We start from the raw sequence: 19141 nt of genomic DNA on the forward strand, positions 1-19141 counted from the left end.
ACGCTTCCAAAATGGATAAATCTGCACAGATTGCATATTTTGATGAACGCGCTGAAACATGGGACGAAATCTGCTCCCACAATCCGGACAAGCTGCGTACACTGGTCACCCTATGCGGGATTGCCCCAGGGGCACGGGTACTCGATGTGGGATGCGGCACAGGCGTGCTGACGCCCTATCTGCTCGAACGGCAGCCGAAACAGGTGGTCGGCGTGGATTTTTCCCCTCGGATGATCGCACTTGCAAAGCAAAAATGCGATGATGCACGCGTGGAATACCGCTGTCAGGATGTGATGGAGCTTTCCGACGGCGAATTTGACCTTGCCGTGGTTTACAGCGCTTTCCCGCACTTTGAAAACCGCGGGAGCCTGATCCGACAGCTTCATCATCTTCTTTTGCCGGGCGGCCGGGTGATGATCTGTCATTCGCAGGGCAGATCCGAGATCAACGCCCTGCACCAGGGCAGCGCTCCCGGGCTTTCGATGCCGCTTCCAGCCGCGCAGATGCTTGCGCACACGCTGGCGCCCTGTTTCGATGTGGACCTTGCGGTGGACACTCCGGCGCTTTATGCGGTTTCCGGCGTGTCATGCATGCTTTAAAACTGGAAAATCATTCCTGCCGGGTGGCTTGTTATTTCGGGTTTTGCTGCACACAATAAATCCGAAATAGCGTTGTTATTTCATCATCCCTGGCACTTTTTCAGTTTATTTTGAAAGGAAGTATCCAATGAAAGCGTTTGTTTCTACCGCTTTAGCGCTTGCTTTGATCGTTTCCATGGCTGCGTGTACCTCGCGCAAAAATGAATCGCCTTCGTCGAGTGTCGCTCCGTCTTCTTCGGCGGCTCCGTCCTCCTCGATCGCATCTTCGCTGCCGTCCTCTTCCCATGCGGAATCGGGCCTTGCGTCCGATCTTGAGAGCGGCGTCGACGAGATCATTTCCGGCGCGGAAAGCCTTGTGACTCCGACCATGAGCACCGATTTTGATAAAATCGGTGCTCTGGACCCGGCCGCAGTTACCTGGGGCCCGGGCGTCCAGGTGGATCCCGAAACCAATCGCACTACCGCATGTGAACAACTTCAAGAAAAATACGGAAAGTATAACGCTTATTTCATCGCACCAGCAGGCAGCAACAAATTCTACTTAACCTTTGACGAGGGTTATGAGAACGGTTACACCCCCGCCATCCTGGATGTACTTAAAGAAAAAGGCGTGAGCGCGGTCTTTTTTGTCACCGGCGATTTTGTCCGCTCGAATCCGGAGCTCGTCCAGCGGATGATCGATGAGGGGCATGTGGTCGGCAACCACACCAACCACCACAAGGTCCCGGTTGAACAGGCGGATGTGGAAACCTGTTACCAGGACATCAAGGAGCTGCATGATCTGGTCGCGGAACAATTCGGTTACGACATGTACCTCTACCGCCCGCCGCAGGGACTTTTCAGTGAACAGACCCTGGCCATGGTGCAGGACCTTGGTTACACAACTGTGCTTTGGAGCTTCGCCTATGCGGACTGGGACCCGGATAAGCAGATGGGTTCCGAAGCGGCGCTGCAAAAGACCACCAAAATGCTGCACGACGGCGGTATTTACCTGTTGCATGCGGTCAGCAAGGACAACGCGGCAATCCTGGGCGAGCTGATCGACGAGGCGGAATCGCGGGGTATGAAGATCTGTAAATGGGACCTGCCGGTAATCGAACCAGACGAATAGAAGAAATAAAAGCGCCTCCCCGGTATCGGGGAGGCGCTTTTAGGTGGCATTTCACTTTTTAATTTTGTTGAAATACTTCGTGCTGTAGACGATATATTTATCCTGGAACTGCTCCGCATGTTCCTTGCGCGTCTTCTGGACATATTCATGGCGGTCGATCGCTCCATGCGCGCCGTCATAGGTCAGAACCGAAACACCGACATTCGAGCAATGGTCGGCGATGCGCTCGAGATTTGAGAGCGCCTCCACAAACGGGAAGGCTGCATCGACGGTACATTTGCCTTTGCGCAAGCGTTCAATATGCTTGTCCTTGAGCGTTTCCTCCATCTCGTCAATGATCTCCTCCAATGGTTCCACACTTCCGGCAGCGGTCAGGTTGACCCGCTGGAAAGAATCGAGCGCGAGATCCACAATTTCACCGACCGCATCGCAGATGATGCCCATCTCCTCGGTGGCACGCTTGGAGAACTTGCTGCCGGAATCATACATCCGCTGCGCGCACTCGCAAATATTCTGCGAATGATCCGCAATGCGTTCAAATTCCCCGCAGGTGTGCAGCAATTCCGAAATGCTCCTGCTCTCGTTATCGGTCAATTTCTTTTCCGAAAGTTTGAGCAGGTAGGTCTCAACCCGGTCCTCCATTTTATCGACTACATCTTCGGTTTCATTGAGCCGTTCGACTGTTTTCAGGTCGAAGGTACCCAGCAGCAATCCAACCGCCGTGTGATAATTATTCCGGGCAAGCATCCCCATCTGTGCGACCGCTTCACGGGCATGGTTCACAGCAAGGCCAGGGGAGACCATGAGACGTTCATCCAACGTGATGGCGGTAATATCGATCTCGCCGTCGCCTTTTTTATCGCGGACAATGGTACATGCGAGCTTCTCCAGCACGCCTGCCAGCGGGATAAACAGGAGGGTGGTGCAGACGTTGAAGATGGTATGGAAGTTTGCGATTCCGCCTTTATCGATCGGCAGCTCCCAGAAGGAGAAACCGACCAGCGACTGATAGGTATAACAGAACGCGATAAAAATGAGGGTACCCAGGATATTGAAACAGACATGCACAGCCGCAGTCCGTTTTGCATTTTTGGAAGCGCCGATCGAAGCGAGAATGGGGGTGATGCAGGTACCGATATTCTGGCCCATGATAATGGGAAAGGCCATGGAATAGGTGACGAACCCGGTGGAGGACAGCGCCTGCAAAATACCGATGGACGCCGCGGAGGACTGGATGGCGGCGGTGACAAAAGTACCGACGAGCACACCGATAATCGGGTTGGCAAAGGTTGCGAAGAGGTTGCGGAAAGCGGGCTGTTCGCTCAGAGGCATAACCGCGGCTTCCATGGCGAACATACCGGTAAAGAGGATTCCGAACCCAATCATGGTTTGTCCAATATCTTTGATCTTGCTGCGTTTTGCCGCCATAAAGAGCACCACGCCGATGATGGAGGCAAGCGGGGCAAGGGTTGCGGGTTTGAGGAGCAGGAGAAAGAAATTATCCGACTGCAAATCTGAAAGCCGCAGGATATGCGCTGTGATGGTGGTACCAATATTTGCGCCCATAATCACGCCGATGGCGTTACGCAGTTTCAGGACGCGGGCATTGACAAGGCCGACGACGATGACAGTGGTTGCGGAAGAGGACTGGATGGCGGCGGTGACGACAGCACCGAGCAAGACGCCTTTGACAACGGTACTGGTCAGACTTTCGAGGGTTTTTTCGAGGCGGCCGCCGGAAACACGTTCGAGACCGGTTCCGAGCAGGGACATGCCATAGAGGAACATTGCCAAGCCGCCGAGCAGCTTAATAAAACCGAAAAGGTCCACAGAAAACTCCTCACTTCTTTACATTCTTTTTTCTTTCCTTTTACATACATGAATATTATATCGAAGAAAAAAGTGTTTGTACACCCTTTCCAACCGAAAGGGGAGGGGCAAAGGATGAGAAGTTTGTGCAGGAAAACCGTCAAAAACCGTTTGAAATGCACAAAAGCTGTCTAATCTAAAAGCTTTAAACAAACTTTCATTCGCGAAACTTTTTCTGAAAAAACAGGCGGGCTGCGTTTGCAGCCCGCCTGTTTTTTTATTCTTCGGTTGACGCGCCGTTCTCTTCCGGCCCGTCCTCGCTGTCGCCCTCTTCAACGTCAGCTTCTTCCTCTTCTTTTGGCGCGCGCGCCAGCGTCACAACGCGCCCTTCCTCCGAAACGCGCATCACCCGTACGCCGCCGCCGTACCGCGACTGAACCGTAATATCGCTCGCCGGTATCCGGATGATTACCCCGTCGTCCGTGATCAGGATGATGTCGTCTTCTTCACTCACCGATTTGACCCCCGCAACCGGCCCGTTCTTATCCACATAGTAATTGCGGATTCCCTTGCCGCCGCGCGTCTGTAAACGGTACTGCTCAATCTCTGAGCGCCGCCCAAGGCCGCTTTCCGAAACCGTCAGCAGCGTCGCGCCTTCCCGTACCCGGCTCATGCCGACCACTTCGTCGCCTTCATCCAGTGTGATCGCTTTCACGCCGCGCGCCGTCCGTGACAGCGGCCGCGCATCCTGTTCGTTAAAACGGATCGCCATGCCGTTTTTCGTCGCTACAATCAGCTCGCTGTTGCCGTCGGTCAGCCGCGTCCAGGCGAGCTCGTCATCTTCGTTGAGCCCAATCGCAATCAGACCCATCCGGCGCACATTCCGGTATGCGGACAGTTCCGTCCGCTTGATGAGACCTTTGCGGGTCACCATCGTCAAATACATGTCGTCGCTGAATTCGCTCACCTTGATCATCGAGGTGACCTTTTCATCCGGGTCCATCTGCAAAAGATTCACAATGTTTGTGCCGCGCGATGTCCGGCTGCATTCCCCGATCTCATACCCCTTCAGCCTGAAGCAGCGGCCTTTCGAGGTAAAGAACATGATATAATCATGCGTCGAGCAAACAAACAGCTCTTCCACAAAATCCTCTTCCCGGCGCGTCATGCCCGAAACACCGCGTCCGCCGCGCCGCTGGGTCTTATAAACATCCATCACCTGGCGCTTGATATAGCCGAAATGAGTCAGCGTGATGACGCAGTCCTCCACCGGGATCAGATCCTCAATATCCACTTCGCCGCTCACCGCTTTGATTTCCGTACGGCGTTCATCGGCATATTTTTCCTTCATGACGGTCAGTTCGTCTTTGACAATCTGCATGACCTTCCCATAATCCGCCAGGATCGATTCGTATTCAGCCACTTTTTCCAGGATTGCGGCCAACTCTTCCTCAATTTTGATGCGTTCCATGCCGGACAGCTGTCCAATACGCATTGCCACAATCGCGGAGGCCTGGATATCGGTGATGCCGAACCGGTCGATCAGGTTCTTTTTGGAATCCGGCACGTCCTTGGAATGCCGGATGATCGAGATCACTTCGTCGGTGTTGTCGCAGACAAGCTTGAGTCCTTCCAGGATGTGTTCGCGTTCTTTTGCCTTGCGCAGATCGTATTTCGTGCGCCGGGTGATGATCTCGCCCTGGAAGTCGACATAATGGCCAAGCATCTCCTTGAGGCCCATCACCTTCGGCACGCCGCCCGAAAGCGCCAGCATGATGACGCCGCAGGTGTCCTGCATCTGGCTGTAGGAGTAGAGCTGGTTCAGGACCACCTGCGCGTTTGCGTCACGCTTGAGCTCGATCACAATGCGCATGCCGTCGCGGTCGGATTCGTCGCGCAGGTCGGAAATCTGGTCGATGCGTTTATCCTTGACAAGGTCAGCGATCGATTCGATCAGCCGCGCCTTGTTGACCATATAGGGGATTTCGGTGACGACAATCCGTTCGCGGCCGTTTGCCATTTCTTCAATTTCGCTGCGCGCGCGCAGAATGACCTTGCCGCGGCCAGTCGCATAAGCCGCGCGGATACCGCTGCGGCCCATGATGATGCCGCCGGTTGGGAAGTCCGGACCTTTGATATGCTGCATCAGATCCTCGAGCGTGGCGTCCGGGTTATCGATCAGCAGCTGCGCCGCGTCAATGACCTCGCCGAGATTGTGCGGCGGGATATTGGTCGCCATGCCGACCGCGATGCCGGTCGACCCGTTCACCAGCAGGTTCGGGAACCGGCTCGGCAGCACGACCGGCTCCTGCAGGCGGTCGTCGTAGTTCGGCATGAAATCGACCGTTTCCTTGTCGATATCGGTGAGCAGTGAAAGTGAAATCTTGCTCATGCGGCTCTCGGTATAACGGTAGGCGGCCGGCGGATCGCCGTCGACCGATCCGAAGTTCCCATGCCCGTCCACCAGCGGGTAACGCATTGAAAAATCCTGCGCCAGGCGCACCATCGCATCATAAACCGACGCATCGCCGTGCGGATGATACCGGCCAAGCACGGTGCCGACCGTATCCGCGCACTTGCGGTAAGCCTTATCCGGGGTAAGCCCGTTTTCATGCAGGGTATAGAGGATACGCCGGTGCACCGGCTTTAAGCCGTCGCGCACATCCGGCAGCGCGCGGCTGACAATGACCGACATCGAATAGTCGAGGAAGGATTTCTTCATCTCGCTTTCAATGTCGATTGAATGGATTCGGGTTTCGATTATTTCGGGATCGAAGGCGGCGTCTTTGTCCTGCTGCCCCTTCTTGCTGTGATCCTTGCTCATTCGGTTCTCTCTCCTTTGCCTGCGGTCTCAATCGTTCCAGGCGTCTCTCCCCAAGAAGGAGATCCGCCGGTGCCGGGGCGGGAATCGCATCCCGCGCCGCGCGCAGCAGCGCGCGTAATTTCCGGCCTATTTTTCTTTGCTGTACACATTTTCATACCGGTCGCCAAGCCCCTGCGAAAATAGGCCGCGCAGCTGCCCGCAGACCTCCTCGCCAAGCTGATCCTTCGGGATGGCAAGCAGACGGTTCTTCTCATGGCAAATTGCGAATACATTGCGGTATTCCCACACAGCGGGATGATCGCTGTAAGCGATATGATAGCTTGCCGGGCCTTCCAGCACATCGATCCCATCCGCTGTGACAGTCATCGTATATTCCGGGCAGTCCATCGCCCGCCGCCGGGCAAACTGCCGGTTTGCGTAAGCCGGGTATTTCCATACCAACAGTCCCAGAATGACTCCCGCGATCGTCATCACCCAATTTGCCAGGCTGTCAGGCTGTTTCAGCAGCGCCGGGACAAACATCAAAAGCAGCACCATGACGCCCAGCAGTTCCAGCGAACGGCGGGAATTGACCCGGTTTTTGAGGTCAAAAACCGCCGCCGCCTGCAAAAAGTCCTCCACGCGCGCCTCGAAGGTAACTGTGGTCTGCCGCGCACCGGCGGCCGGTGTTTCGTTCATATCAGGATCCTCTTCTTTTCATAATTCGCACAGACCTGGCCGAGCAGTTTATCGAGCTTGGCGATCTCTTTTTCAGAGAGCTGCGATTTCGGGATCAGCAGGCAGCGTTTCTCCCCCAGCATGATCAAATAGAGGTTCCTGTTCTCCCGAACCTCCAGGATCGAATGCCAGAAGGTATCGGCCTGCTTATCCTGAATATATTCCGTGCATTTGTTGGGATAAAAATCCACTGTGATTTCACTTTGCAGATAAGGGGTGCCGGCGTGCTGTTTTTCGACCACCCGGCGCAGTATCCGCGGGTAGAAAAAACGGTAGTAACTGACGCTGTAAAGCCCCATCAGGATCATTCCAACCACCAAAACATAGTAGAAAGCGCCGATCTCCTTACCCATTGCAAGCATCGCCGCCAGCAATCCCAAGCCGACCACCACTTCAACAATGCCGATCTTGTTATTGCGTCCGCTGTTCTTTCTCACATGGTCGGCGCTCATGATGACATGAAATTCGTGATACTCCTCCAGCGGGATTTTATATTTCAGTGTGAACAGCTTCTTGAGCTGTTCCTGCTCATCCTGGCGGACCGCCGGCTGTGTTTCAGCAGTGGCATTCCCAGCCGGCACAGCTTCATCCGGCGCCTGTGCTTCACTACCGGGCGCTTCCGCTTGGTCGAATTCCTGCTGCATTTCGTTTTCCTGCATGAAGAATCTCCTTTCGCTGGAAGGTTAAATATCCAGATTGGTCACATATTTTGCGTTCTGTTCGATGAATTCCTTGCGCGGCGCAACCTTGTCGCCCATCAGGATGGTGAAGATCTCATCCGCCTTGACCGCATCCTCCATCGAGACGCGCAGCATGGTGCGGTTTTCCGGGTTCATGGTTGTTTCCCAAAGCTGTTCCGGGTCCATTTCACCAAGGCCCTTATAACGCTGTACATCACATTTTCCGTTTCCGTCCGGGCAGAGTTCGCGGATATACTGATCGCGTTCCTCATCCGAAAACGCATATCGGACCTGTTTGCCCCGGCTGACCTTGAAGAGCGGCGGCTGCGCGATGCAGATGTGCCCCTCCTCGATAAGCGGACGCATATAGCGGAAAAAGAAGGTGAGCAGCAGGGTGCGGATATGACTGCCGTCGACATCCGCATCGGCCATGATGATAACCTTGCCGTACCGCAGCTTTGAAAGATCGAATTCGTCCCCGATGCCGGTGCCGAGCGCCGTGACGACCGGCATCAGCTTGTCGTTTCCGTAAACCCGGTCGAGCCGCGCTTTTTCGACGTTGAGCATCTTGCCCCAGAGCGGCAGGATCGCCTGGAACCGCCGGTCGCGTCCCATTTTGGCCGAACCGCCCGCCGAATCTCCCTCGACGATGTAGATTTCGGTGCCGTCCGCGCCATGCTGCGAACAATCGGCAAGCTTGCCGGGAAGCGACGCGGTCTCAAGCGCGGATTTTCGCCGCGCAACCTCGCGCGCTTTGCGCGCCGCTTCGCGGGCGCGGGAGGCGTTGAGGGATTTATCCATAATCGACCGCGCCACCGCCGGGTTTTCCTCAAAATAGGTGGTGAGTTTCTCGTAGACAAGCCCATCGACCAGCGCACGCATCGACGTGTTGCCAAGCTTCGCCTTGGTCTGGCCTTCAAACTGCGCGTCGGTCAGCTTAACCGAAATGACTGCCGTCAGACCTTCACGCACATCTTCACCGCTCAGGTTTTTATCGTTATCCTTGAGGATGTTATACCGCCGCGCGTAATCGTTCATCGCGCGGGTCAGGGCGTTTTTGAACCCCACCTCGTGGGTGCCTCCGTCAGTCGTGTGGATATTGTTCGCAAACGAAAGAAGTAACTCGTTGTAGCTGTCATTCCACTGCATAGCGACTTCAGCGGTGTTGTCCCCATCGCGCGCCGCAAGGTAGATCACGTCGTCATGCAGCGTTTCCACACCTTTGCGCTGGTGGATATGCTCGACAAACGAACGGATGCCGCCTTCATACTGCAGGTCAGTCTCAACCGGTTCCGGCTGACGCAGATCCTTTAGCACGATATAGACACCAGCGTTCAAAAATGCCTGTTCGCGCAGGCGGGTCAGCAGGACTTCATAATCGTAGACTGTCTCTTCAAAGATATCCGAATCGGCCTTGAACGCAACCTGCGTGCCGCGCCGGTCGGTTTCCCCGACGATTTCGAGCGGCGCGCATTCCTTTCCGCGTTCAAACCGCTGGTAATATCGATGTTTGCCGTCGCAGACCTCCACCTCGAGCCATTCCGAAAGAGCGTTTACAACCGAAGCGCCGACGCCATGCAGGCCGCCGGAAACCTTATAGCCGCTGCCGCCGAATTTGCCGCCCGCGTGCAGGATGGTAAAGACAACCGTTACCGCCGGCAGGCCGGTCTGCTGCTGGATTCCAACCGGGATGCCGCGGCCGTCGTCGCACACGCGTACGATCTCGCCCGGCAAAAGCTCCACCGTGATCTTGTCGCAGTATCCTGCGAGCGCCTCGTCGATCGAGTTATCCACGATTTCATACACCAGATGATGCAGGCCCCGGGTCCCGGTCGAGCCAATATACATGCCCGGCCGCTTGCGGACTGCCTCCAGCCCTTCCAACACCTGTATTTGTGTGGAATCGTAGTTTTCATTCTGCGGTGTGTTCGCCACAATATCTACTCCTTTCGGCCTTCACCAAAGGCCATTGACTAAATCGGTTCTATTTCCGCCCATTCTTGGGCGGCTTTCACGGTCAGCGTTCGATATTGGCGATCCCGTCAATAAAGCCGGCCCGTTTTTTCAGCGTTGTGGAAGAGATCTGCGTGATATAAACCGTTGGATCTCTGCGGCCCTGCGCGCAGATCACAAAGGATTTTGGAAGCTCGTACGATACGTTCACCACCTGGCCCGATTTTTCCGCCCGGCTCAGGAAATCTTTGGTGTTGCGGGAAATCGTGGTATTTTCCAGATCGAAAATTCCAACAATATCATCGGTGCGTATCACCGTGTCCTGTCCCAGATGCAGGTACATGTCCCGTCCTCCTCTCAATATTTTCGCATACTGACGGCTCTGCCGTCCTGGATTTTGATGCCTGCTCCCCTGCCAAGCGTTTTAAAATACGCTTTGTCACAGCAGGTCATGATAAGCTGGCGGTCCCGCAGGTTATTGAGCAGATAATCCCGCCGGGAAACGTCCAATTCGCTCATCACATCATCGAGCAGCACCACCGGGTATTCCCCGATTGTCTCACGGATGAGCTCGCATTCGGCCATCTTGAGCGACAGCACGCAGCTGCGCTGCTGCCCCTGCGAACCATAAGCCCGCGCGGATTTTCCATCCAGCATAATTTCGATGTCGTCCCGGTGCGGGCCAAGGTTGGTAATCCTTGCTTTGATGTCCTCTCCCCGGTTTGCCTGCAGCCGCCCAAGCAGCTCCTTTTCAATTTCCGGGATCTCCGCGTGCGGATCGCCCCCGAGCGTCGATACATAGGAAAAATCAAGCTCTTCCTTTTCCCGGGAAATGCCCGCGTAAATCTCGCGGGCATACGGTTTCAGCCGCTCAAGAAAACTCGCCCGTGTCTTGATGAGAACCGCTGCAAATGAGCAGAGCCGCATATCCCAAATATCGAGCGTATCGAAAAGGCTCGCTTCATAGGAAATATCTTTTAAAAGCCGGTTGCGCTGATCGACCACACGGGTGTACTGATTCAGGATATGGATGTATTTCGGTTTGATCTGACAGATTGAAGTGTCAATAAATTTGCGTTTCTCCTGCGGACCATTCTTGATCAGCGAAAGATGGGTAGGGGAAAAGACTACCGCGCAGAAATGTCCGGCGAGCTCGGTTGCGGAACGCAGCGGAATTTCATTGAGTGACGCGGCGCGCTTGGAATCGATGGTCATCATGGCCTTTTGTTCCCGGCCTTCCCCAAAGAAATCCAATTCCAGGCCCGCCTGCGGGCAGTCAAACCGCACAAGCTGGCTGTCCTTTGCGCCGCGAAAGCTTTTTGCGCCGGTGAACAGCCAGATGGCTTCGACAAAATTTGTTTTTCCCTGGCCGTTATCGCCATAGATAATATTGGCATTTTCACAGAGTTTTAGCTCCATTGCGGCGATATTTCTAAAATCGTTGATTTTGATGCGGTCTATCCTCAATCCGACACAACCTCAATTTCGATCTCATCGGTGGCGACACGATCCCCAGCGCGGATTTTCTTTCCGCGCATGACACAGGGTTCCCCATTGACACGCACAGCGCCGGCAGCGACCATTTCCTTGGCCTGGCCCCCGGTCTCTGCCGCGCCTGCAAATTTGAGAAGGGAATCCAGCTTGATAAATTCAGTATGGATGCTGACTTTCTGCTGCTTCATAAACTTCTCCAAAAAATCAAAAGTTTCGTCATCCTTTTTCAATGACCTTCCTTATTCCGCTTTCAGGCGGACCGGAAGAACCAGGAAGGTGAATGCGTCGCCCTCAAGCGGGACGATTTTAATAGGGGAAAGCGGCCCGTTGATAACCATCTGAATCTCGTCACATTCGCTCGCTTTGAGCGCGTCAAGCATATACCGGCTGTTGAAGCCGATTTCCACACCGTCGCCCGTCTGATTGCAAGTGATCTCGTCATACGCCTTTCCGATGGCAGTCGAACAGGAAATTTTAATCAGCCCATCGCTGAAGTTTAAACGAAGCGGGCTTTTAATATTGTCTGAAATAAGCAGTGATGCGCGGTCGATCGCGTTGATAAGGTCGCGCGCGCCAATCTTTACCGTGGTTGCGGCGCCTGACGGAATCGCGGCCTTATAATCGAGGAACTCTCCCTCCAGCAAACGGGAGATGATCTGGTATTCTCCAACCTGGAAGATGATATGGCGCTTTGAAACACTGATTTCAATCGGGCTGTCCTCATCCTTAAGAAGTTTTGACACCTCCGACAGCGATTTACCCGGGACAATGAACATCATATCCTGTTCAAAGGAAACCTTTTCCCGCCGCAGGGCCAGCCGGTAGCCGTCGACCGAGACAACGTTCAGCTCGCCGCCTTTTACATCGAAAAGCGATCCGGTGTGCACCGGCTTGGCATCGCTGACCGCCACCGCGAACAGGGTCTGATTGATCATATTTTTCAGCGTCGATTGATTCAGCGCGATATTCGTGGTCTGGGAAACGGAAGGCAGTTCCGGGTATTCCGCGGCTGGAATCCCCAGGATGGTATATTCGGTCATGGAGCCTTTGATGACAGTCAGGTATTTTTCGTCGGTTGTGATGCTGATTTCTTCGCTTGGCATCCGGCGGATCATATCCAGGAAGAGTTTTGCCGAAAGGACAATTTCACCTTCCTGCTGCACGCGCGCTTCTATGGAAGTGCTGATCGCGAGTTCCAGATCGTAGCCGGTGAGATAGAGCCTGCCTTCTTTTGCTTTCATGAGAACTCCTTCGAGCGCGGCAAGCGTATTTTTGGAAGAAACCGCGCGGGAGACATTACCGACGGCTTCAACTAGCATCTGCTTATTGACGATAATATTCATAAGTAACCTCCTGATCTTTCGGAAAATGGATCGCTTGCGGATTTTTGTTTCCACAGGCGGGGAAACAGGTTCTTTTGATTGAGTGAGTATAAAAGAAAATAGCCGTAGTAGTAGGGGCTCCGGAAAAGTGGATAAGTCACGAAAATAGCTTTTTAAGCGGTTTTGCTGGATTTCTATGGGCAAAGTTGCTTGTCCATAGAATGTTGGAACCGTGAAGAAATTTTGATTTTTACACGGTTAAGTGGAAAAGAAAAGCGGAAAGTAGAAAAAATGTGGAAAACTTTGTGGAAATTGTTAATTTCTAATTTTGGGTTCCACCGGATAAACAATCGGTGGAATGTGGAACTGTTGGAAAATGGGATCAGCTGTCCCGAATATTTTTGATGATATCCTCGATGGTTTCTTTATACCGCAGGTCGTTTTGCATATTCTTTTCTACCTGCTGAATGGCGTAAACAATTGTGCTGTGGTCGCGTCCGCCGAATTCCTCTCCGATGGTCGACATTGACATCTGGGTGATTTCACGCACGATATAGATGGAGATCTGACGTGCCGAGGAAATCTGCGCGCTGCGTTTGTTTGAGCGGATATCCTGCGGGGTGATGCCGTAGGTGCGCCCAACCTCAGCGATGATCCGTTCAACTGTGACAGGCACCGGCTGGTTGTCATTGAGAATGTCGCGGATGGCATTCTGCGCAATGATGATCGAGGGGTTGTTCCCCTGCAAAAGCTTATAGGCTTTTAATTTTTTGACCGCGCCTTCGAGCTGGCGGATGTTGGTCTTTAGCCGGTTGGCGATATATTCGGCCACATCGTCCGGAACCTGGATGTCCAGGAGCTGGGCCTTGCGGCGGATGATTGCAATGCGGGTTTCAAAGTCCGGCGCCTGGATATCCGCGAGAAGGCCCCATTCAAAACGGGTGCGAAGCCTGTCTTCAAGGGTTTTAATCTCTTTGGGAGGACGGTCGGACGCGAGCACGATCTGCTTGCCGGATTCATAAAGGGTATTAAAGGTGTGGAAGAATTCTTCCTGGGTGCTTTCCTTCCCTCCGATGAACTGGATGTCGTCGACCAGCAGAACGTCTGACTGACGGTATTTTTCGCGGAAGGCGGGAGTCGTATGGTCCTGAATCGAGGTGATCAGCTCGTTTGCAAATTCATCGCCCTTGACATAGATGATGTTGTAGCCGGGGCGGTTTTTTTTGATCTCAGCGCAGATGGCGTAAAGCAGATGGGTTTTGCCAAGCCCGGAGGCCCCGTAAATGAAGAGGGGGTTGTAGGCGTTTGCGGGATTTGCCGCTACCGCGAGTGAAGCGGCGTGTGCGAATTTGTTGGAGGAACCCACAATGAAGGTGTCGAAGGTGTAGTCGTATTCGCCGGTTTTGGACGGCGGATCAAGCGGGGAGGGGGCAGCGGGCGCGGGAGGGGATTCCGCCGGGGTTTCACAGGTGATATCCACCTCGACCGGAAAGCCGAGCACCCCCTCGAAGGCGGATTTGAGCATCGCGGTATATTTTTCCCGTATGATGTTCATTTTAAATTCAGAGTTGACCCTGAGGTAGGCGGTGGATTCATCCATCTTGAGCGGGACAATATCTTTCAGCCAGAGGCTGAAAGCAACTTCGGACATTTTACCCCGGCAATTTTCGAGGACGAGGTCAAAAAGTTCGGCGAACGATTCCATGTGAGCAGCTCCTTTGGTGAATAAGAAGTGGAATTTTGAGAGGAATTCTGTGGAAAGAGGAGTTTTTCACCCATTTTCCACAAACAATATAACTGATTTATTTTATCACGAAATACGCATTTTTTCAAGTATTCAACAGATGACAAAGGATATATATTTATATAGTAGGGTCCCGCGCGGCCTGCCGCGAATTTTTGAGGATGTCCCCCGGAATACTTGACAAAGTGCCCCAAACTGCGGTATAATGCTACTCTGCAAGGGATTACTCTGTCCTTTTTCAAGACAGTGTTATTTTCATCCCTTTCGGGATGTTTACCGAACGCGACGAGAGGAGGGTTAAGGATGTTAAGAACCTATCAGCCGAAAAAGCTCCAGAGAAAGAAAGAGCATGGCTTCCGCAAAAGAATGGCCACCAAAAACGGCCGCAAGGTACTCGCTCGCAGAAGAGCGAAAGGTAGAGCGCGTCTGACTCACTAAGCCTAAAAATATGCGACCACAGCTTTCGTTGTGGTCTTTATTTTTAGGTTTAGGAGGGAAGGCGCCGATGCTTCATACCACTGCGCTGAAACTGAACAAGGAGTTCCGGAGAGCCTATTATCGGGGCCGTGCCTTTACCACTCCTGTAGTTGTGGTCTACACACTCAAAAACCACAAAGGCATCAACCGGATTGGCCTGACCGCAAGCAAAAAGGTCGGCAACGCGGTACAGCGCAACCGCGCGCGGCGTATCGTTAAGGAGGCTTACCGCCTTCTGGAAACAGAATTTCCCGTTGGGTGGGATTTTGTTTTTGTCGCGCGCGCCAAAACCGTCTACGCCTCAACAAATGATGTGATCAGGGCCATGCGTTTTGCCCTGAAAAAGCTGTTCCCTACGACATGAAGAAATTTGTTTTGGGGTTGATCCGCCTTTATCAGCGGATCTTTTCCCCGCTCAAAGGCCAACCGACCTGCAGGTTCTATCCGACCTGTTCGGTCTATGCCTACACCGCGGTTTCCCGATTCGGCGTCCTGCGCGGCGGCTGGCTCGCGCTGCGGCGCATCCTGCGCTGCCATCCTTTCAATCCGGGCGGGATCGATCCCGTGCCGGACAAGTTCACACTTCGAAAAATCAAAAATGAGAGGAAACAAAAATAGATGCAGATCATTAATACCATTTTTGGTTATCCGCTCGGCTGGATCATGTGGCTTTGTTATAAAGTCATTCCGATCTATGGCGTCGCGCTGATCGTATTCACCATCATCATGCGCGCGATCCTGATCCCGTTTTCGATCAAACAGCAAAAGTCGATGGTGAAAATGCAGATCTTCCAGCCCAAAATGCAGGAGATCCAAAAGAAATATGCCAATAACCGCGAAAAAATGAACGAAGAGATGATGAAGCTCTATCAGGAGGAGAACTATAACCCGATGTCGGGCTGTCTCCCCATGGTGATCCAGTTTCCGGTTCTCTTCGGTCTCATCGATGTCATCTACCGCCCGATGACCCATATCCTGCGTTTCGGCAGCGAAATTGTCAATCAGGCGGCGACGATTGCCGCGCCGCTGCTCAATGTCGCGGCGGACACCTTTACCAAGGACTATTCCTCCCAGCTGAAGATCATTGGCGCGGTTCAGCAGAACCCGGACGCCTTTTCCGGCATCCCGGGTTTTGTTGAGGCGGTCAACACCCTGAACCTCAATTTCCTGGGCATTGACCTGACCCAGACCCCGTCGGTCGGCCAGTTCAATATCCTGTGGATTATTCCGATCCTGTCAGGGCTGACATCGGTCCTGATGACCATCTTTACCATGAAGCAGACCGCTGCCGCTTCGGCGGGCAACAGCTCTGCGGCTGGAATGAGCAAGGGCATGATGCTGATGATGCCCCTTATGTCGGTGTGGTTTGCGTTTATCCTGCCTGCTGGCGTGGGCATCTACTGGATCATCTCGAACGTCCTGATGGCGATACAGACCTTCCTGCTCAATAAATTCATGAACCCTGTCAAGTTGGCGGAGCAGGCCCGTGAGGAAATGGAAATCAAGCGGGAAGAGGCGCGGCAGGCAAAGATTGAGGCCAAAAAACAGGCCCGAGAGGAAGCCAAGGCGCGTGGTGAAAATCCGGAAGACATTGAAAAAGCGCTTTCCCAGAAGGAGATCAATCGTATCAAGCTTGCGGAAGCGCGCAGGCGGATGGCGGAAAAATACGGCGATTCTTACACAGACGTCACAGACGTCACAGACGAGGATTTGAAGTAGGAGGCGCATCATGAAAGAAATCATTCAGGAAGCCAGAAATGTCGAAGAAGCGATCGACCTTGCCTGTAAAGCGCTTGACGTCGACCGCGATCTGATAGAATTTGAAATTATCACACTGCCGAAACGTGGATTTTTGGGTCTTAAAAACACCCCGGCAAAGGTCCGTGTCTATGTGGAGGAGCCGGAAGAGCCGGTAAAACCGGTCGTTCAGGAAAAACCGGAGCGCAAATCCGCGCAGCCGGCTGAGAGACCTGTGCAGCCCAAAACTGAACGCAGGGAACGTCCCAAGCAGGAGCCGAAAAAGGAACAGCCCAAACAGGCTGCTGAAAAACCGGCCGAGAAACCTGCGCAGCCGGCGCCGGAAGTGAAGTTCGTGGATGCGGATGAAGTGGACGGTAAGGCGAGGACTGCCGCCGATTATGTCAAGTCTGTGCTCAGTGAGATGGGTGTGGACGCGAAAATTGCGGTTGGATTTACAGAAAATGGAATAATCTTGCGCCTGTCAGGTGAAGGCCTGGGCGTAATCATTGGCCGCAGGGGTGAAACCCTCGACGCGTTGCAGTATCTTTCCGGCTTGGTGGCTAACCGGCAGGAAGGTGACTACATCCGCGTGACCATCGATTCGGGAAACTACCGTGAAAAACGGGAGCGCACTCTGGAACAGCTTGCGAAGAAGCTCTCCAATTCCGCGATCCGCCGCGGCCGCGCCACGACGCTCGAGCCGATGAATCCTTATGAACGTCGTATCATTCATGCGACTGTTTCAAAGATAGACGGGGTATCCTCCACCTCGATCGGTGAAGAGCCGAACCGCAGGGTTGTGATCACTCCGGACAATGTGAAAACGCAGGCTCCGCGCGGTGGTAAAAATCAGGGGCGGGGCGGAAACCGCCCGCCGCGCCGTGACGGCGAACGCCGTGATGGCAGCCGCGGCGGAAGGGATAATCGCGACAATCGTTCACGTGATGGTGGAAACCGTCCTGGCGGACGTTACAACGGCGGCCCTCGCCGTGACCGCAAGGAGAATTCTTTCGGCGAAACGGTAAAACCGACTCCAACCGATGTCGATCGCGAATACGCGAAGGAAATCGAACGGGAGGCGCCTGTCTTTGTGAAGCCGGATCAGGCGGAAAAACCCGCCGCTCCGCAGGCCCCGGTTCGGGAAACCGCCCGCAAGGAAGGCGACGATCTTCCGCTTTACGGGAAAATCGAGCTGTAAAGAAAATAAATGGGAGGAGGTTTCACGTGAAACCTCCTTTCTTTCTATTCCATCAGAATTGCGTTGGGAGGATATCATGGACGGGAATGCCGTAATTGCTGCAATTTCCACACCGCTTGGTGTGGGAGGAATCGGGGTGGTCCGGATTTCTGGGGACGGCGCCTTTGCGGTGGCGGACCGTATGGTGCGTACAGCAAAGAAAATTCCGGTTTCGCAGATGCCGGGTTATACCTGCGCCTACGGGCGTGCATGTGACCGGCTTGGTGAAATCGATGAGGTAATTGTCACGGTCTTTCACGCGCCGCACAGCTTTACCGGCGAGGATGTGGTCGAAATTGCCTCGCACGGCGGTGTTTATCTGGTGAACCGGATTTTGCGCGCCGCTTATGAATGCGGGGCGCGTCCGGCCGAAGCCGGGGAGTTCACCCGGCGGGCATTTCTAAACGGCAAGCTCGATTTGACCCGGGCCGAAGCGGTTGGGGATCTGATCGCGGCGCAGGGCAGGCAGGCGGCACGCGCTGCGCTGACCGCGCGGGACGGCGCGCTTTATCAGAGAATTGAGAAAATCACCGGAAAGCTGGTCGCACAGGCGGGACATCTGGCCGCGTGGATCGACTATCCTGAGGAGGAGATTGTCGAGGTTGACGCTGCGGATCTTGCAGAAACCCTGCGGGAATGTGAGCGGGATCTGCGCAAACTGCTGGCAACCTATGATGCGGGAAAGGTCATCCGGGAAGGAATCGAAGTGGCGATTGTCGGGCGTCCGAATGTCGGGAAGTCCACCCTGATGAACCTACTGGCCGGCTATCAGCGGAGCATTGTCTCCGAACAGGCGGGGACCACCCGCGACGTTGTGAGTGATTCGGTGCGGCTGGGAGAAATTGTGCTGCATCTTTCCGATACAGCTGGAATTCGCGCCTCGGATGATCCAATCGAACAGGCGGGTGTTGAACTTGCGGTTGACCGTCTGCAAAGGGCGCAGCTTGTATTGGCGGTTTTTGATGGTTCCGAGGCGCTCAGCGATGATGACCGGCGGGTGATCGCCGCCTGCAAAGGCATCCCTGCAATTGCGCTGGTGAATAAAAACGATCTCGAACAGCGGCTGGATCTTGGCGTGATTCAGGATGGCTTTGCCCATGTGCTGCAAATTTCCGCGAGGCAGGCTGATGGGGCACAGCAGTTGGAAGAACGGATTACGGAACTCTTTGCGCTTGGCAAATTTGATCCTTCCGCAGCGATATTGGCAAATGAACGTCAGCGCGCCGGTGCGCTCGCGGCTGTTGAGGAGCTAGCGGAAGCAATTTGCGCGCTGGAGAGCGGGGTTTCCTATGATGCGGTTTGCGTCTGCATTGAGAATTCGATTGACGCGTTGCTCACGCTGACCGGTAAGCGCGCCTCGCAGGAAGTCGTCGACCAGGTCTTTTCAAAATTCTGTGTCGGTAAATAGTGGGAAGAGTATAATGCTTTTTGAAT

General features: G+C 54.0%; 18 protein-coding genes. 8 read left to right on the forward strand and 10 right to left on the reverse strand.

Translation table 11 applies throughout. From position 1 onward, the window contains the following. Positions 1–11: 11 nt before the first annotated feature. Both DWV16_RS07930 and DWV16_RS07935 read left to right on the forward strand, forming a co-directional pair. Entirely contained in the window at positions 12–599 is a 588-nt protein-coding gene (locus DWV16_RS07930) for a class I SAM-dependent methyltransferase (RefSeq protein WP_118478602.1), read from the forward strand. Between the two features lie 127 nt (positions 600–726). Beyond that, positions 727–1710, forward strand: coding sequence for a polysaccharide deacetylase family protein (locus DWV16_RS07935; RefSeq protein WP_066455787.1), 984 nt, complete (start codon positions 727–729; stop codon positions 1708–1710). 51 nt (positions 1711–1761) lie between these two features. Here the strand turns inward: DWV16_RS07935 and DWV16_RS07940 are convergent, their stop codons facing one another. The 10 genes from DWV16_RS07940 to dnaA all read right to left on the reverse strand — a co-directional run bounded on the left by DWV16_RS07940 (position 1762) and on the right by dnaA (position 14214). Beyond that, complete coding sequence (locus DWV16_RS07940) at positions 1762–3540, reverse strand: Na/Pi cotransporter family protein (RefSeq protein WP_066455784.1); 1779 nt, start codon at positions 3538–3540, stop codon at positions 1762–1764. 256 nt (positions 3541–3796) lie between these two features. After that, the gene (gyrA, locus tag DWV16_RS07945; protein ID WP_079988128.1) at positions 3797–6343 is read right to left on the reverse strand and encodes a DNA gyrase subunit A; all 2547 of its coding nucleotides are present in this window, start codon (positions 6341–6343) and stop codon (positions 3797–3799) included. Between the two features lie 126 nt (positions 6344–6469). Beyond that, on the reverse strand, positions 6470–7021 hold the full coding sequence (locus DWV16_RS07950; RefSeq protein WP_118478604.1) for a YcxB family protein: 552 nt from the start codon (positions 7019–7021) through the stop codon (positions 6470–6472). Continuing rightward, positions 7018–7719 (reverse strand): YcxB family protein, encoded by a 702-nt coding sequence (locus DWV16_RS07955; protein WP_118478606.1) that lies wholly within the window; start codon positions 7717–7719, stop codon positions 7018–7020. Before DWV16_RS07955 ends, DWV16_RS07950 begins: the two co-directional genes overlap by 4 nt. A 24-nt stretch (positions 7720–7743) precedes the next feature. Beyond that, complete coding sequence (gene gyrB / locus DWV16_RS07960; RefSeq protein WP_202614986.1) at positions 7744–9675, reverse strand: DNA topoisomerase (ATP-hydrolyzing) subunit B; 1932 nt, start codon at positions 9673–9675, stop codon at positions 7744–7746. A gap of 82 nt (positions 9676–9757) precedes the next feature. After that, a complete protein-coding gene (gene remB / locus DWV16_RS07965; protein ID WP_066455772.1) occupies positions 9758–10036 on the reverse strand; it encodes an extracellular matrix regulator RemB in 279 nt (92 codons plus the stop codon). A 14-nt stretch (positions 10037–10050) separates the two neighbouring features. Then, positions 10051–11160 (reverse strand): DNA replication/repair protein RecF, encoded by a 1110-nt coding sequence (gene recF, locus DWV16_RS07970; RefSeq protein WP_066455769.1) that lies wholly within the window; start codon positions 11158–11160, stop codon positions 10051–10053. After that, positions 11157–11375, reverse strand: a complete 219-nt coding sequence (locus DWV16_RS07975; RefSeq protein WP_066460258.1) for an RNA-binding S4 domain-containing protein — start codon at positions 11373–11375, stop codon at positions 11157–11159. Before DWV16_RS07975 ends, recF begins: the two co-directional genes overlap by 4 nt. 51 nt (positions 11376–11426) lie before the next feature. Further along, positions 11427–12530, reverse strand: coding sequence for a DNA polymerase III subunit beta (dnaN, locus tag DWV16_RS07980; protein ID WP_066455766.1), 1104 nt, complete (start codon positions 12528–12530; stop codon positions 11427–11429). A gap of 361 nt (positions 12531–12891) precedes the next feature. Beyond that, entirely contained in the window at positions 12892–14214 is a 1323-nt protein-coding gene (gene dnaA, locus DWV16_RS07985; RefSeq protein WP_118478608.1) for a chromosomal replication initiator protein DnaA, read from the reverse strand. 342 nt (positions 14215–14556) lie between these two features. On the opposite strand from dnaA, the gene rpmH reads away from it, so the two are divergent. The 6 genes from rpmH (at position 14557) to mnmE (ending at position 19115) form a co-directional block, all read left to right on the forward strand. Beyond that, the gene (gene rpmH, locus DWV16_RS07990) at positions 14557–14691 is read left to right on the forward strand and encodes a 50S ribosomal protein L34 (protein WP_066455760.1); all 135 of its coding nucleotides are present in this window, start codon (positions 14557–14559) and stop codon (positions 14689–14691) included. Positions 14692–14758: 67 nt separating this feature from the next. Next, positions 14759–15094 carry a ribonuclease P protein component gene (rnpA, locus tag DWV16_RS07995; RefSeq protein ID WP_066455757.1) on the forward strand — a complete coding sequence of 112 codons (336 nt, stop codon included), beginning with the start codon at positions 14759–14761 and terminating at the stop codon, positions 15092–15094. After that, positions 15091–15348, forward strand: a complete 258-nt coding sequence (gene yidD, locus DWV16_RS08000; protein WP_118478610.1) for a membrane protein insertion efficiency factor YidD — start codon at positions 15091–15093, stop codon at positions 15346–15348. Before rnpA ends, yidD begins: the two co-directional genes overlap by 4 nt. Further along, positions 15349–16449 (forward strand): membrane protein insertase YidC, encoded by a 1101-nt coding sequence (gene yidC, locus DWV16_RS08005; RefSeq protein WP_118478612.1) that lies wholly within the window; start codon positions 15349–15351, stop codon positions 16447–16449. 10 nt (positions 16450–16459) lie between these two features. Further along, complete coding sequence (jag, locus tag DWV16_RS08010; protein WP_066455748.1) at positions 16460–17668, forward strand: RNA-binding cell elongation regulator Jag/EloR; 1209 nt, start codon at positions 16460–16462, stop codon at positions 17666–17668. 76 nt (positions 17669–17744) lie between these two features. Further along, positions 17745–19115, forward strand: a complete 1371-nt coding sequence (gene mnmE, locus DWV16_RS08015) for a tRNA uridine-5-carboxymethylaminomethyl(34) synthesis GTPase MnmE (RefSeq protein WP_066455745.1) — start codon at positions 17745–17747, stop codon at positions 19113–19115. Positions 19116–19141: the final 26 nt, after the last annotated feature.

This window comes from Anaerotruncus sp. AF02-27 (assembly GCF_003465835.1).
Classification (GTDB): domain Bacteria; phylum Bacillota; class Clostridia; order Oscillospirales; family Ruminococcaceae; genus Anaerotruncus; species Anaerotruncus rubiinfantis.